We start from the raw sequence: 15,186 nt of genomic DNA on the forward strand, positions 1-15,186 counted from the left end.
CGGCTGATGAAGTGCGGCGCAAGTGTTCACACAAGTTCACACAACTGATACGTACGGCTGTTCACCAGACCCTCGCCCGCCGGCGGGCGGGCCCGACCTGTAGCCAGGCTCCACGGGCCCTTGAGAATCCCGGGCGAGCATCAGGCACCACCCAGCGAGGAGGTTGCCCCGATGCCGACGCTCTTCGATCCGGTCCGACTGGGTCGCCTGCGGCTGCCCAGCCGGATCGTGATGGCCCCGATGGGCCGCGGCCGCGCCACCCGGGACGGGACTCCCCTGCCGTACGTGGCCGACTACTACGCCCAGCGGGCCGACGCCGGGCTCATCGTCAGCGAGGCGACCAACCCGGCACCCCGGGCGGTGGGCCACGCGTACAGCGTGCAGTGGCACACCCCCGCGCAGGCCCAGGCGTGGACGGCGGTGGCCCGGGCCGTCCACGACGCCGGTGGCCGCATCGTGCTCCAGATCATGCACGCCGGACGAATCGGTCATCCGGCCCTGTACGGTCACCGGCCGCTGGCGCCGTCGCCGGTGCCGGCGGCCGGGCTGGCCCGTACGTTCGACGGGCCGAAGGAACACCCCGAGCCGCAGGAGATGACGCCGGCCGACATCACCGACGCGATCGAGGACGTCGTGCGGTGCGCCGAGACGGCCGTCGCCGCCGGCTTCGACGGCGTGGAGCTGCACGGCGCCAACGGCTACCTGGTCCACCAGTTCCTGTCGGCGGTCACCAACCGCCGCACCGACGAGTACGGCGGCGCACCGCACCGACGGGTGCGCTTCGCCGTGGAGTTGGTGGAAGCGGTCGGCGCGGCGGTGGGCGCGGACCGGGTCGGGCTACGGCTGTCGCCCGGGTTCGGGCTCAACGACATGACCGAGCCGGACGCCGCCGAGGTGTACCCCGCCCTGCTCCAGGCACTGCGCCCGCTCGACCTGGCATACCTGCACCTGGTGCACGGCTCCGACCGGGAGCTGACCCGGGTCGTCCGGGCCCGCTGGGACGGGGCGGTGGTGCTCAACCCGGGCACCGGGCACCTCGGGCCGGAGGCCACCCGGGCCGCGGTGGCGGACGCGCTGGCCGCCGGGTTCGACGCGCTCGCCTTCGGCAAACAGTTCCTCGCCAACCCCGACCTGCCCCGCCGCCTGGCCGACGGCACCGAGTTCAACCCGCCGGACCCGACGACCTTCTATCAGGGCGGTCGCCGGGGCTATCTCGACTACCCCCGCACCGACGACACGGAAGGGAACACCGCGTCATGGTCGTATTCGTCAACAAGCTCACGCTGATCGGCGCCGCCGAGGACCTCGAACGCCACTACGCCAGCGTGGCCGAGTACATGCAGACCCGACCGGGGCTGATCCGGTACGTGCTGAGCCGGTCACAGAAGGATCCGTCGACGTACTACAACATCGCCGAGTGGACCGACGAGGAGTCCTTCCGCACCGCGCTGCACGAGCCGGAGTTCCGGACCCGGCTGGACCGGTTGACCGGCATCATCAAGGGCGAACCGCACCTGACCGAGCCGGTCTTCCAGTACGAGGCCGACCGCGTCACCGGTTGATGCACCAGTCCACGGCCGCCGGAGCGCGCTCCGGCGGCCGTCGCCTGTGTCAGTAGTTCCCGAGACCGCCGCAGACGTTGAGCGCCTGCCCGGTGAGCGAGGCGGCCGTGTCGGTGACCAGGTAGCCGACCAGCCCGGCGACCTCCTCCGGCGTCGAGTACCGACCCAGCGGGATCTTCGCCTCGAACCGCTGCCGCACCGCGTCCTCGGTGGTCTGCCAGTGTGCCGCGTACCCCTGGCGCACCCGGACCGCCATCGGCGTCTCCACGTACCCGGGGCACACCGCGTTGACGGTGACGCCGGTGCCGGCCAGCTCGAACCCGACCGCCTTGGTGAAGCCGACCACCCCGTGCTTGGAGGCGGTGTACGGCGCCGCGAGCGCGACGCCCTGCTTACCGGCGGTCGAGGCGATGTTGACGATGCGGCCCCACCCGGCCTCGCGCATGCCACCGGCGCGCAGCACCTCACGGGTCACCCGGAACACCGAGGTGAGGTTGGTGGCGAGCACGTCCTCCCAGAGCGCGTCGTCCAATTCGGCGGTGACTCCGCCGCCGGACCGGCCGGCATTGTTCACCAGCACCGTCACCGGGCCGAACCGCTGCACCGCACTGGCGACCAGCCGGACCACGTCGTCCGGGGACCGCACGTCGGCCGCGCTCCCGTCGACCTCCAGGCCGCGCCCGCGCAGCTTGTCGACGACGGTGGCCACCTGTGCCGCGTCGCGGGCACAGAAGTAGACCGGGAAGCCCTGCTCGGCCAGCGTCTCCACGACGGCCAGCCCGATCCCGCTCGTACCGCCGGTCACCAGCGCCGCGCCGGGACGTTTCGGTGTCGTCATCTCCGTTGTCCTCCTCGATCGTCGATCACAGGGTGAGTACGACGCGGCCGGTGACCCGGCGCTCCAGCAGGGCCCGCACCGCCGTGGCGGCATCGGTCCAGTCCGCGTGCAGCCCGACGTGCGGACGCAGCCGCCCGTCGACCACGAGCCCGAACAGCGTCGCCAGGTCCTCGTCGGCCCGGTGGCGTTCCAGCTCGTCGAGCAGGAACAGGTGCTCCAGGCGTACCCCGGCGCGGGCGTGTCCCCAGTCCGGCGGCAGGACCAGCTCGGCGCGCACGGTGTTGCCGAACACCACCGCCATCCCGCCCCGGCGCAACCGCACGAACGCCTCCCGGAACACCGTCCCGCCGACGCTGTCCACGACGACGTCCACCGGATCCTGCGGCGCTGTCGCGTAGCCGGCGTGCACCCGGTGGCCCCGCTCGGTCAGGTGCCGGCCGCGTTCCGGGGCGCCCACCCAACCGAGAACGGTGGCGCCGCCGGCCGCCGCCAGGTCCGCCACGAAACCGCCGACGCCACCGCTGGCACCGGTCACCAGCAGCGAGCGACCCAGCAGCCACCCGGCGCGCCGCAGCGCGTACAGAGCGGTCAGTCCGGCCACCGGCACCGCCGCCGCGACGGCCGGTTCCACGCCGGACGGTATGGCGGCGAGCCGGTCGGTCCGCACGGCCGCGAGCTGCGCCCATCCGGTCGACGCCGCCACGCCCGCGACGGGTGTGCCGATCGGTGGCCCGGTGCCATCGTCGGCGGCGCGGACCACCGTGCCGGCGACGTCCAGCCCGAGCCGGGCGCCGGGCGGTTGCCGGGCGGCGAGCAGGAGGTCCGCGCGGTTCACCGCGACGGCGTGCACCTCGACGAGCGCCTCGCCGGGTGCCGGGCGTGGCTCGGGTACGGACTCCAGGCGGAGTCCGTCGGGTTCGTCCGCAGACGTGACCAGTGCTTTCACATCGACCTCCACCGGTGCGACAGGTTCCCGCCCTTCGTACCGACGGGTGCTGGAGTCCTGGTGGAGGGTCGCCGGTGAGATGGGCGTCACTGGGATACGCGTTGCCGGTGCCGCCCGACCCGAGCACGATGTCCGAGGCGGGGTGACGGTAGTCGCCCTGACACTGTGCGTGCATTCCGCCGCTCGACGGGGGACTCGGTGACCGACTTTCGCATTCTCGGGCCGCTGCAGGTCACGATCGACGGGCGACCGGTGCTCATCGGCGCCCCGAAGCAACAGGCCCTCCTGGTGACCCTGCTGGTGCGGGTCAACGAGGAGGTGCCGCTGGACGAGCTCTATCCCCGGTTGTGGGGTGACCGCCCACCGGCCCGACCCGCCGCCGCACTGCACGTGCACGTGGCCCGGCTGCGCGCGGTGCTCGGCGACCGCCCCGGTACACCGACGACCTCGCCCCGTCCCCGGGTGCGTTCCCTCGGCGGCGGCTACGCGTTGCGCACCCCACCGGAGACCGTGGACCTGCACCGGTTCCGCGCGTCCGCCCGTCGGGCGGAGCAGGCCCGACGCGGCGACGACCCGGCCGGCGAACTCACCCACGTCCGGGCGGCGTTGGCGCAGTGGCACGCGGATTCGGCGCGACCGGCCACAGTGGCGTCCCTCGCGGTGGTGCCGTCGCTCGCCGAGGAGGTCACTCCGGTGCTGGTCGAGGAGCGGTTACGGCTGCTCGAACGACGCTACGAACTGGAGCTGGCCACCCGCCCGCCCGGTGAGCTGGTGACCGAGTTGCGGGCCCTGGTCGTCGCGTACCCGGTGTGCGAGCGGCTGTGGTGTCTGCTGGTCACCGCGCTGCAACGCGCCGGTGACCGGGCGGCGGCCCTGGCCGCGTACGAGCGGGCCCGCGCGACGCTGCGGACCCGACTCGGTCTGACGCCCGGGCCGGAGCTGGAGGCGGTGCACCGGCGGATCGCCGGGGACGGCTGGCACACCCGCACCGACCTGCCGCCGGTCGACGCCGACCGGCAGCCGCGCGGACCCGGATGGCCGGCCGTCGCCGCCGCGCTGGCCGGCCGGGACGCCGGCACCGCGCTGCCCCTGGTGTGTCTCGCCGGTCCGCCCGGCCCGGACCGCACCGCAGACGTGGTGGCGCTGGCCCGCCGGCTGCGCGCGGCGTTCCCGGACGGGCAGTGGTACGTGCGGCTGACCGACCCCGCCGGTCGACCGCGTGACCCGGTCGAGGTGCTCGCCGGGCTGCTGCGGCGATCCGGTGTGGCCGCCGACGCGGTGCCCCTGCGCCGCCGGGAACTGGTCACCGCGTACCGGGCCCGGCTCGCCGACCGGCGCGTGCTGCTGGTGCTCGACGACGTCCGCGACGCCGAGCAGGTGCACGACCTGCTGCCGGGCACCTCCCGGTGCGCGGTGCTGACCGTCGGCGACGCGGTGGTGCCGGAGCTGGTGGCGCTGCACGGTGCCCGACCGTTCGCGCCGCAGGCGTGGGACGGTGACCCGCACGCCCTGCGACACCACGGGACCGGGGAGCCTCCGGCCGCCACCGCGCGCCTCTCATCGACGCAACAGGGTCCGTAGCACCTGCTCCAGCCGGGTCTCGGGATCGGGCAGCGGACCGACCGATCGCCAGGCCACGAACCGGTCCGGCCGCACCAGCGTGGCACCGTCGGGCTCGATGCCGTAGCGGGCGCCGAACCGGCCGTCCCGGTCGACGTACTCCCCCGTCGAGCCGATCGTGTGCACGACCAGGGGCACGCCGAGCCGCTCGGCGACGCGTACGGCCGGTTCCGCCCAGGCGGCCCCCGCCGACCCGGTCAGCAGCACGAAGCCCGTGCCGAACAACGCCGTCGTGGAGGTGTCGGCGCCGTCCTGGCCGGTGAGCGGCAGGAAGGGCGCCCGCGAACCGGGCCGACCGGTGGCCGTGGTCGGGTCCTCCACGAGCGCTCCGTCGTCGCCGGGTTCGAGCAGGACGGCACCGGCCGGGTACCGGTAGCCGAAGGTGAGCACGGCCGGGGGCAGCGGAGCGGGCACCTCGTCGTCGCGCAGCTCCGGCGCGATCCGTTCGACCAGGTTGGCGAACTGCTGTTCGACGAGCAGCCGGGCGTACGGCCCCCGCTCGGCCTGGTACGTCGACAACAGGTCGGGCCCCGCCCACCCCTGGATCACCGCGGCGAGCCGCCAGCCCAGGTACCACCCGTCCATGATCGCCGTGTTGCCGCCCAGCCCACCGGTCGGCGGCATCACGTGGGCGGCGTCGCCGGCCAGCAGCACCCGCTCCACCTGGAATCGTTCGGCGACCGCGCAGGCGATCGAGGTCTCGCCGTACTCGGTGATGTCCATCGGCAGGTCCGGTTCGAGTCCCAGGTCGACGGTGATCTGCCGGGCGATCGCCTCCCGGGACCGGTGCCAGCCCTCCGGCAACTCCGGGGTGAGGTTGCGGAAGTAGCCGTACAGGCCGGGGATCTCGGTGTTGAACAGCACCGCCCGGTCGACGTGGAAGGCCGCGAACCGGGAGCCGTCGGCGGCACCGGGCGTGTGCGCCAGCGGCTCGCTGAGGTCGGCCTTGAACAGCACCCGCAGGACCTGCCCCACCACGCCCCGACCCCGCAGGGGTACGCCGAGCGACTCCCGCACCGGGCTGCGCCACCCGTCGGCCGCGACCAGGTACGACGCCCGCACCCGATGGCGCGTACCGGTCTCGGTCTCCTCCAGGAACGCGGTGACACCGTCCTCGTCCTGCGCGAACCCGAGCAGCCGGGTGCCGAAGCGCACCTCGGCGCCGAGCCCTCGGGCCCGCTCGGCGAGGGCCGCCTCCGCACCGGACTGGCTGGCCGTCCCCCAGTCCTCGGGCGACACGTGTCGCATGGTCAGCTCCCGGCCGCTGACCAGCGTCCGGGTGACCGGCCCACCCAGCCGGGGCGCGAGCACCATCGAGAACTCGGTGCGGTCCGGACGGCTCAGGTCACGGATCCGGTCCACCAGACCGGCCACCCGCAACGCCTCCATGGTGTGCGGGTACTGGCCGGTGGCCTTGACCCCGGTCGACGTGCCGGCCCGGCGCTCCACGACCAGCGGGCGCACCCCGTGCAGGCCGGCGAAGATGGCGGTGCTCAGACCGGCCGGACCGGCACCGACCACCACCAGCGGCCGGTGTTCGACGGCGGTCACGGGACCAGCACCACACGGCCGAGCTGGCGGCGGTCCTCGATGAGCCGGTGGGCCTGCGCCGCCTCCTCCAGGGGCAGGACCGCGTGCACCGCCACCCGCAGCCGACCGTCGCGGACCAGTTCGGTCAGTTCCCGCTGATGGCGGTGCGCCTCCTCGGGCGCGGCGGCGAGCCAGGCGTCGAACGCGGTGCCCACGATGCTCTTGAGACCGAGCAGGTCGGTCAGGGCGACCCGCGCCACGTCGCCGTCGGCGCCCGCGAATCCGTAGTAGACCAAGCGGCCGAGCGGCTTCAGCAGCGCGAGGCTGGGCGCGAAGACCGGCCCTTCGACGCTGTCCAGGACCACGTCCACCCCGGCGCCGCCGGTCGCCGCCCGCACCTGCTCGGCCCAGTCGGGTGCGGTGTAGTCGACCACGACGTCGGCACCGTGGTCGCGGACGAACGCCGCCTTCTCCGGCGAGCCGACCGTGCCGATCACGGTGCCGGCGCCGCGCAGCTTCGCCAACTGGGTCACCAGATGCCCGATCGCCCCGGCGGCGGCGTGCACGAGCACCGACTCGCCGGGGGCGAGCCGACCGACGCTGAGCACGTTCGCGGCGACCTGGGCGGTCGAGGCGAGCGCGGTGGCGACCGGCGCCGACACGTCGTCGGGTACGACGACGGCCTGCCCGTCGGTGACGAGGACCTGGTCGGCGTACGCGTCGGCCACGCCCCAGGCGGCCAGCCGGTCACCGACGGCGAAGCGGTGCTCGCCCGGTCCGACCGCCTCCACCCGGCCCACCACGTCCCCGCGCGGGGCGCTGGGCACCGACGACGGGAACGGCGCGGTGCCGGAGCGTAGCTGGGTCTCGATGAAATTGACGCCCACGGCCTCCACGCGGACGCGCACCTGGCCCTCGCCGGGCTCCGGCACCGGCACCTTGTCGACGGTCAGCACCTCGGGACCGCCGTGCTCGGAGTAACGGATGACGCGCATGCGGGGGCTCCCCTTCCGTCGACCGACGGCGCGGTGCCGCCACCGCCGGTTCTAGCCGCAGGCGCTCGCGGCCGGGTCGAGGACGCCCCCAGCGTCACGCGGGTTGTCGTGGCGCGCGCAGCGGCCCGGGCACGAATGCGGCGGCCAGACCGGCCACGAGCGCGAACCCGACCACGAACCAGTACGTCCGGCCGTACGCGTCGGGGGCGAAGGTGCCGGCCGCCGCGAGACGGTCCTGGAGGGCCACCGCCACCACGGCGATGCCCAGCGCACCGCCGATCTGGTTGAGGATGAACAGCGCGCTGGTGGCCCGGGGCGCGTCGACGTCACCGACGGCGAGGTACATGAACGCCATCACGCCCGGCACCGTGAACCCGATGCCGAACCCGCCGACGCCGAACGCGACGGCGGTCACCGTCTGCGACGTGTCGGGGCCGACGCCGGAGAGCACCACTGCGGCGAGGGCGGCGAGCAGCATGCCGATCGGTGCGGTGGCCCGCGCGGTCAGGCGGGCACCGGCCTTGCCGACGGCGATGGCACCAGCGGCGCCGAGGATGCCGGAGGGGACCATCAGCAGACCGGCGTGCAGTGCCCCGAACCCGCGTGCCTGCTGGTAGTAGAGCGGCGTGAGGAACAGCAGCGCGTTGGCGACCGCGCCGACGAGCAGCATGGTGACCACCGACATGGTGAACCCGCGCTTCGAGAACAGCCGTACGTCGATCAGCGGTGCGCTGGTACGCAGGGAGTGCAGCACGTACGCCACGAGCAGGGCCGCGCCGACCACGAACGCGGTGACCGCGCGCCTGTCACCGAAGTCGCCGCGGTGCGCGGCGGTGACCAGGCCGTAGATCAGCGCGGCGAACCCGGGTGAGAGCAGGGCCAGGCCGAGCAGGTCCAGTTTCGGTGCGGCGGTGTCCCCGGTGGGACCGTCGGCGGGCAGCACGCGCAGAGCGAGCACCAGCGCGACCACGCCGACCGGCAGGTTGATGAAGAACATCCACCGCCAGCTGATGTCGTCGACGAAGAAGCCGCCGAGGATCGGGCCGAGCACCGGGCCGACGGTGAGCGGGATCGAGATGAGGCCCATCGCCTTGGTGACGCGGGCGGGGCCGGCGGCCCGGGCGATCAGCGCCTGCACGACCGGGAAGATCATTCCTCCGCCGATCCCCTGGACCACGCGGAACGCGATCAGGCTCTCGGCTGACCAGGCCAGGCCGGACAGCAGGGAGCCGAGGGTGAACAGCACGACGGCGAAGATCCACACTCGTCGGCCGCCGAACCGGTCCACTCCCCATCCGGCGACCGGGGTGGCCATCGCGACGGCGAGCAGGTAGACCGCGGTGACCCACTGGATGGTCGACAGGGGCGCGTCGAAGACGGCGGTCAGGCGGGGCACCGCGACGTTGACGATCGTCTCGTCGAGGAGCGCCATGAGCAGGGCCAGCAGCAGGACGCCGGCCATCTTGAGGAAGGCCGGGTCGAGACGGTCGTCGGTGACCGGGGTCGCGCCGGTGGGATCGGGCGCGTCGTCGGGTGCCCGCCGCGATGCGGCCCCCTCGGTTGCGGCCAGGGACGGCGTGTCACTGGACATGATGTGGACCTCCGAGCCGGGTGATCGGGGATTGACGCAGGGATACTACATGCATGTGCACACACATTTTGTCGCACACGAGCGCCAGACGCGCGGGTTTCCCTGCTCGAACTTGTGGTCAGAGGCGAATAAAAGATGCTGTTACATTGAATGAGCAGCGACATGTAGGGTAGGGCGTCAGCAGACGAATGGGGGCGCGATGGCGGAGCGACGCGACGGACAGCCCGACCTGCTCGCCCTGTGGCGGCAGCTGACCGTCCTCACCGGCCGACTCGGGCAGACGCTGGACCGGCGACTCACCCGCGACTTCGACCTGACCCTCACCGAGCTGCTCGTGCTCGACGAACTGACCCGGGGCAACCCCCGTGGCATGCGCATCCAGGACCTCAGCGACGCGGTCGCCCTCGACCAGTCCTCGATGAGCCGCCTGGTCACCCGCCTGACCGCCAAGCAGCTCGCGGCCCGGGTGAGCTGCGCACACGACCGCCGTGGGGTCTACTGCCAGATCACCGAGCCCGGCGTGGAACGGCACGCCCTGGCCGCACAGGCATGCCGGGCGGAGCTGGCCACCGCACTGGACGCCGCCGCCTTCGACGAGCGCCTGGCCTCCGTCGTCGCGCGGCTCACCCGCCCCGTCGGCCTGCCCGCCGACGCCTGACACACAGGGAGCACCCGTGCAGCTGTCGATCCTCGACCAGTCGATGATCCCCGAGGGGTCCACCCCGACCCAGGCCCTGCACCACACTCTCGACCTGGCCCGCGCAGCCGACGCGCTCGGCTATCACCGCTACTGGCTCGCCGAGCACCACGCCACGCCGTCGTTCGCGAGCCCCTCCCCCGAGGTCATGGTGGCCCGGCTCAGCGGCGAGACGAGCGGGATCCGCATCGGCAGCGGCGGCGTGCTGCTGCCGTACTACAGCCCCTTCAAGGTCGCCGAGACCTTCCGGGTGCTCCAGGCTCTCGCGCCGGGCCGGGTCGACCTCGGCATCGGACGTGGCGCCGGGGCCAGTTCCCGCGACGCCCGGCTGCTCAACCCGCACCTCTACACCTCCTCCGACGACGCGTTCGGCGAGCAGGTCGACGCGGTGCGCGCGTTCCTCGGCACCCCCGGCGACCAGGGCGGCATCATGCCGTCGGTGGACGGCACACCCCAGGTCTGGCTGCTCGGCGCGAGTCCGCCCAGCGCGGCCCTGGCCGGTCGACTCGGGCTGCCGTACTCGTTCGCGCACTTCGGCCGCCCGGAGCTGGTCACCGAGGCGGTGCAGACCTACCGGCGGCATTTCGACCCGCGCACCGGCGGCACCCCTCGGGTGATGGTCGGCATCGGCGTCTACTGTGCGCCGACGCGCGAGGAGGCGGAGCACGTCTTCGCCAGCCAGCGCCTGTTCCGGCACCGGATGTCCCGTGGCGACCTGCGGCCGGTGCCGCCCGCCGAGGTGGCGCTCGCCCAGTTGCCCGGTCTCGGCGAGGACCTGCTGACCGAGCGCACCGAGTGGCCGCGCTACCTGGTCGACTCCCCCGGCGAGGTGGCCCGGCAGCTCGCCGCGATGAGCGAGGCGGTGGGCGTGGACGAGTTCGTCGTCCTCTCCACGATCCACGACCACCAGGCGCGGGTGCGCTCGTACGCGCTGCTGGCCGAGGCGTGCGGCCTGCGCCCGCGCGACGTCCCGCAACGGTCGGCGCTCACCACCCTGCTACCCACATGACGGATGTGACCGGCACGCATTTCCCGTCTGGAAACATCGAGGCGCGACGATAAGAGGCCCACCGTCCAGGAGGCCGCGTGACCGCGACAGCCGGAAGCGGGCAGACCGCCGACGACGAGTACCGGGTCCTGGGACCCCTGGTCGCGACGCTCTCCGGCCACCCGGTGCCGGTCACCGCCCCGAAGCAACGCGTCTTCCTCGCGGCGCTGCTGCTGCGGGCGAACACCTGGGTCGGCGCGCCGGAACTGGTCGGCGCGGCGTGGCACGACCGGCCGCCGGAGAACCCCCGGGCCGCCCTCCACGTGCACCTCTCCCGGCTGCGGTCCCTGTTCGCCGGGATCCGCCCCGAGGTGCCCGCGCCGATCGAGACCCGGCCCGGCGCGTACCGCATCGTCGTGCCGCCCGGATCACTGGACCTGCACCGCTACCGCGAGGCGGCGACCCGGGCCCGGGAGGCACGACGGGCCGGACGGCCGGACGCCGAGGTGCACTGGGTACGGCAGGCGCTGGCCGAGTGGCGCGGGGAACCGCTCGCCCTGGTGCCGTCGGTACGCATCCGGCAAGAGGTGGTCACCGGCCTGGTGGCGGACCTGCTGCACCTGACGGAACGGCGCTTCGAACTCGAACTGGCCCTGGGCCGGCACGCCGAGGTCGTCGGGGAACTCCGCACCGCCGTCGTCGCCCACCCGCAGCGGGAACGCCTGTGGGCACAGCTCATGGAGGCGCTTGCCGGCAGCGGTGACCGGGCCGCCGCGCTCGCCGCGTACCACCGGGCCCGGGACCGGCTGCGCGAGGAGTTCGGCGCGACGCCCGGCCTGGAGTTGCGGCAGCGATACCGCCGGCTGCTCGCCGAGACCGGCGACACCGCGCGACCTCGGACGCCGCAGGGTCGGGCGGACCCGCCCGTGGTGGCCGCCCGCACCGGCTGGCGGGCACAGTGCCAACTGCCGCCGGACGTCGCCGACTTCACCGGTCGGGCCGACCTCCTGGCGGAGCTGCACGCGGCGCTGCGGTCGACGCCGGACGGTCCACCGGTGGTCTGCCTGACCGGGGCGCCCGGCGTCGGCAAGTCGGCGCTGGCGGTCCGCACCGCACACCGCCTGCGGGACCGGTTCCCCGACGGCCAGTGGTACGTGCACGCCAGCGAGGCCGACGGCGCCGGCCGTGACTGGTCGCAGCTCCTCGCCGAGCTGCTGACCGCCGCCGGGGAGGACCGTCCACCGGCTACCACCGCCGCCGGTGCCCGCGCGTTGCAGCGCCGCCTCGCCGGCCGCCGGGTCCTCATCGTCATCGACGACCTGCACGACGCCTCGGCACTGCGCGGCCTGTTCCCGCTCGCCGCCGACTGCGCGGTCCTCGTCACGCATCGCGGCCGGCCGGAGGCGCTCGTCGCGTGTCCCGGCGTCCGGGTCGTCGCCCTCGACGTGCTCTCCCCCGCCGAGGCGGTGACGCTGCTGACCGTCATGATCGGCCCGGACCGGGTCGAGCGGGAACGCGCGGCGCTGGACGCGCTCGTCGCCCACTGCGACCGGCTGCCGCTGGCGCTACGGATCGCCGGTGCCCACCTCGCCACCCATCCGACCCAGGGCATCGGCGAGTTCGTCGAGCTGCTCGGCGCCAATCCGCTCGACGCGCTGAGTCTGCCCGGCAGCCGGCGCGCGGCGGTACGGACCGCGTTCCACCTCGCGTACACCGCGCTGCCGGCGCGTACCCGGCGGATCTTCCGGCTGCTGGCGCTCGTGCCGGGAGTGTCGCACCGCGCCGAGACCGTCGCGGAGCTGGCCGGTCTGCCGGTCGCCACCGCGGCGCAGGGGCTGGACGAGCTGGTCCGCGCCCAACTCGTCGAGCAGGGCCGCGACGGTGCGGTACGGCTGCACAGCCTGATGGCGCGCTACGCCGCCGAGCGGGGACGCGCCGAGGACGCACCCGCGTACCGCCGGGCGGCGCTGCGCCGGTTGGGCGAGTGGTATCTGCGCACGGCCGACGAGGCGGTGCGGCTCTGCCACCCGGACGTGGTGCGGGTGCCCGCCGCCCATCGGACGTCGACGTTCGGCGGGCGGCGGGCGGCCCGGGGCTGGCTGGCCCGGGAACGGCGCAACCTGGTTGCGGTCGCGGTGCACGCCGCGTCCACGGGTCTGGCGCCGCTGGCGGTCCGGCTGACAGACGCGCTGCGGGGCCCGTGCGGAGCCGACCGGCACCACGCCGACTGGCGGCTGGCCGCCGAGGCCGCGGTCGACGCGACCGATCCGGCCCGCGAGCCGGTGCACGCCGCGATCGCCCGGCTCAACCTCGGCCTGGCGTTGCAGGGCCTGCACGACCTGGCCGCCGCCGAACCGCACCTGCGGCACGCCCGCGACCGGTTGCACCGGCACGGTCCCGCACCGCTGGAGATGGTCGCGGTCACCGCGCTGGCCATGCATCGGCTCCAGCGCCCCCGGAAACGGTTCGACGAGGCCATCCGCCTGCTGCACCGTGGCCTGCGGCTGTGCCGGCGACTCGGCCTGCGCCAGGCGCAGGCGCGCTGCCTGCTGCACCTCGGGATGGCCCACCACGGGCGCGGTGACCTGCGGCTGGCTCGCCGACACCTGATGACGGCGGCGCGCATCGGCGACCGCCTCGGTTCCTGCTCGGCCCAGCCGGAGATCCTGGCCCGACTCGGCACGGTCTGCGGCGACCTGGGCGCGCACCGGGAGGCGGTCCGGTGGCTGCGGGAGGCGTTGCGGCTCGGGCGGTGCGCCCGGTCGGCACACTCCGTGGCGCTCGCCTCCTACGGCCTGGCCCGGGTCGGTCGGGCCACCGGGCACCGGGACCGGGCGCACCGGCACGTCGGTCGGGCGATGGCCTTCGCCGAGGAGGGCGGCTACGTGGCGCTGCTGGTCAACGCCCGCAACCTGCTGGCCGCGTTGCACCAGGACGAGGGCCGGGCGGATCTGGCGGAGCCGGAGTACCGGCGGGCGTTGCGCGAGGCCGAGCGCATCGGACACCCGCAGGCGCGATGCGAGGCGCTGACCGGGCTGGCCGTGCTGGCGCAGCGGCGCGGCCACCACCGGGAGGCACGCGACCACGTCCGAGAGGCGGCCGGTGCGGCCCGGGCCGCCGCCTCGGTGCGTCTACAGGCGCACGTCCGGCAGGTCGGCGCCGGGCTCCGGCGAACCTCTAGCGCGAGCTGACACGCTGCCCCGGAAACGACCGGCGGCACGCGGAGGGGGCACATGCTCGCGCTACGGACACGGCGACTGTTCGACGGGGTCCGCCCGGTGCCGATGGCGCGGCCCACCGTGCTCCTCTCCGGCGGCGTGATCGAGGCGGTCCTGGACGGTCCGCCGCCGCGCGACGCCGAGCTGGTCGACCTGGGCGACACGACGCTGCTGCCCGGGCTCGTCGACGCCCACGTCCACCTGGCCTTCGACGCGACGCCGGACACCATGGGCAGTCTCGCCGTCGCCGACGACGACACCCTGCTGACCCGGATGCGGACCGCCGCCACGGCGACGCTCGACGCCGGTGTCACCACCGCGCGTGACCTCGGCGACCGGGGTTACCTGGGGCTCCGGGTCCGGGCCGAGACCGCCGACACGCCACACCGTGGGCCCCGGCTGCTCGTCGCCGGACCACCGATCACGTCGTACGGCGGACACTGCTGGTTCCTCGGCGGCGAGGTCGACGGTGTCGACGCGATCCGCGCCGCGGTGCGCCACCGGGCCGAACGCGGGGTCGACGTGGTGAAGGTCGTGGTGACCGGCGGCCAGCTCACCCCGGGTTCGCTGCCGCACGAGATGCAGTTCGGTCCGGTGGAGTTGGCCGCGGTCGTGCGCGAGGCGCACCGGTACGGGCTGCCGGTCACCGGCCACTGCCACGCCGCCGACGGCATCGCCGCCGCGGTCACGGCCGGCTTCGACGGCATCGAACACTGCACCTTCGTCACCGCCGACGGCGTGCGCGCGGACCCGCCGCTGCTGGCCCGGATGGCGGCGGCCGGGACCCGGATCACGCTCACCCTCGGCACCGCCGGACACGGTGGCGGCGGTGGCAGCGGTGACCCGCGCCGAGCGGCGGTGCACTCGGCCCTGCGCCGGGTGGCCGATTCCGGTGTCCCCGTCGCGTGCGCCAGCGACGCCGGCTGCGGGCCGGGCAAGCCGCACGGGTCGCTGGCGTACGGGGTCGAGGCGATGGTGGGTCTCGGCGTCCCGCCCACGGCCGCGCTGCGGGCGGTGACCTCCGGGGCCGCGCAGGTCTGCGGACTCGCCGACCGGATCGGCCGGATCGCACCGGGGTACGACGCCGACCTGCTCGCGGTGCACGGGGACCCAACCGTCGAGCCCGGTGCGCTGCGGCGCGTCGCCGCCGTCCTGCGCGCCGGACAGCGGGTGCGGTAGCTCCTCCAACGGTGCTGGATCG

At 74.4% G+C, this 15,186-nt stretch carries 12 protein-coding genes; 7 read left to right on the forward strand and 5 right to left on the reverse strand.

The window, feature by feature from the left end; all coding sequences use genetic code 11:
- The first annotated feature begins 171 nt into the window (after positions 1 to 171).
- The gene (locus ACZ31C_RS19450) at positions 172 to 1,287 is read left to right on the forward strand and encodes an alkene reductase (RefSeq protein ID WP_465796485.1); all 1,116 of its coding nucleotides are present in this window, start codon (positions 172 to 174) and stop codon (positions 1,285 to 1,287) included.
- Positions 1,257 to 1,562, forward strand: a complete 306-nt coding sequence (locus tag ACZ31C_RS19455) for an antibiotic biosynthesis monooxygenase family protein (RefSeq protein ID WP_131054866.1) — start codon at positions 1,257 to 1,259, stop codon at positions 1,560 to 1,562. Before ACZ31C_RS19450 ends, ACZ31C_RS19455 begins: the two co-directional genes overlap by 31 nt.
- A gap of 49 nt (positions 1,563 to 1,611) precedes the next feature.
- Here the strand turns inward: ACZ31C_RS19455 and ACZ31C_RS19460 are convergent, their stop codons facing one another.
- Positions 1,612 to 2,400, reverse strand: coding sequence for an SDR family NAD(P)-dependent oxidoreductase (locus ACZ31C_RS19460; RefSeq protein WP_465796486.1), 789 nt, complete (start codon positions 2,398 to 2,400; stop codon positions 1,612 to 1,614).
- A 25-nt stretch (positions 2,401 to 2,425) separates the two neighbouring features.
- Complete coding sequence (locus ACZ31C_RS19465) at positions 2,426 to 3,346, reverse strand: zinc-binding dehydrogenase (RefSeq protein ID WP_465796487.1); 921 nt, start codon at positions 3,344 to 3,346, stop codon at positions 2,426 to 2,428.
- A 198-nt stretch (positions 3,347 to 3,544) separates the two neighbouring features.
- Between ACZ31C_RS19465 and ACZ31C_RS19470 the strand changes: the two genes are divergently transcribed.
- Positions 3,545 to 4,927 (forward strand): AfsR/SARP family transcriptional regulator, encoded by a 1,383-nt coding sequence (locus ACZ31C_RS19470; protein WP_465796488.1) that lies wholly within the window; start codon positions 3,545 to 3,547, stop codon positions 4,925 to 4,927.
- Here the strand turns inward: ACZ31C_RS19470 and ACZ31C_RS19475 are convergent.
- The 3 genes from ACZ31C_RS19475 to ACZ31C_RS19485 form a co-directional block, all read right to left on the reverse strand.
- Positions 4,904 to 6,517 carry an FAD-dependent oxidoreductase gene (locus tag ACZ31C_RS19475; protein ID WP_465796489.1) on the reverse strand — a complete coding sequence of 538 codons (1,614 nt, stop codon included), beginning with the start codon at positions 6,515 to 6,517 and terminating at the stop codon, positions 4,904 to 4,906. The genes ACZ31C_RS19470 and ACZ31C_RS19475 overlap by 24 nt on opposite strands.
- A complete protein-coding gene (locus ACZ31C_RS19480; protein ID WP_465796490.1) occupies positions 6,514 to 7,491 on the reverse strand; it encodes a quinone oxidoreductase family protein in 978 nt (325 codons plus the stop codon). Before ACZ31C_RS19480 ends, ACZ31C_RS19475 begins: the two co-directional genes overlap by 4 nt.
- Positions 7,492 to 7,585: 94 nt before the next feature.
- Positions 7,586 to 9,082 carry a DHA2 family efflux MFS transporter permease subunit gene (locus tag ACZ31C_RS19485; RefSeq protein WP_465796491.1) on the reverse strand — a complete coding sequence of 499 codons (1,497 nt, stop codon included), beginning with the start codon at positions 9,080 to 9,082 and terminating at the stop codon, positions 7,586 to 7,588.
- Positions 9,083 to 9,281: 199 nt separating this feature from the next.
- Between ACZ31C_RS19485 and ACZ31C_RS19490 the strand changes: the two genes are divergently transcribed.
- The 4 genes from ACZ31C_RS19490 (at position 9,282) to ACZ31C_RS19505 (ending at position 15,164) form a co-directional block, all read left to right on the forward strand.
- Positions 9,282 to 9,740, forward strand: coding sequence for a MarR family winged helix-turn-helix transcriptional regulator (locus ACZ31C_RS19490; protein WP_396750823.1), 459 nt, complete (start codon positions 9,282 to 9,284; stop codon positions 9,738 to 9,740).
- 16 nt (positions 9,741 to 9,756) lie between these two features.
- Positions 9,757 to 10,788, forward strand: a complete 1,032-nt coding sequence (locus ACZ31C_RS19495) for an LLM class flavin-dependent oxidoreductase (protein ID WP_465796492.1) — start codon at positions 9,757 to 9,759, stop codon at positions 10,786 to 10,788.
- A gap of 77 nt (positions 10,789 to 10,865) precedes the next feature.
- A complete protein-coding gene (locus ACZ31C_RS19500) occupies positions 10,866 to 13,958 on the forward strand; it encodes an AfsR/SARP family transcriptional regulator (protein WP_465796493.1) in 3,093 nt (1,030 codons plus the stop codon).
- 42 nt (positions 13,959 to 14,000) lie between these two features.
- On the forward strand, positions 14,001 to 15,164 hold the full coding sequence (locus ACZ31C_RS19505; protein WP_465796494.1) for an amidohydrolase family protein: 1,164 nt from the start codon (positions 14,001 to 14,003) through the stop codon (positions 15,162 to 15,164).
- Positions 15,165 to 15,186: the final 22 nt, after the last annotated feature.

The organism is Micromonospora sp. NPDC023869 (genome assembly GCF_055559695.1).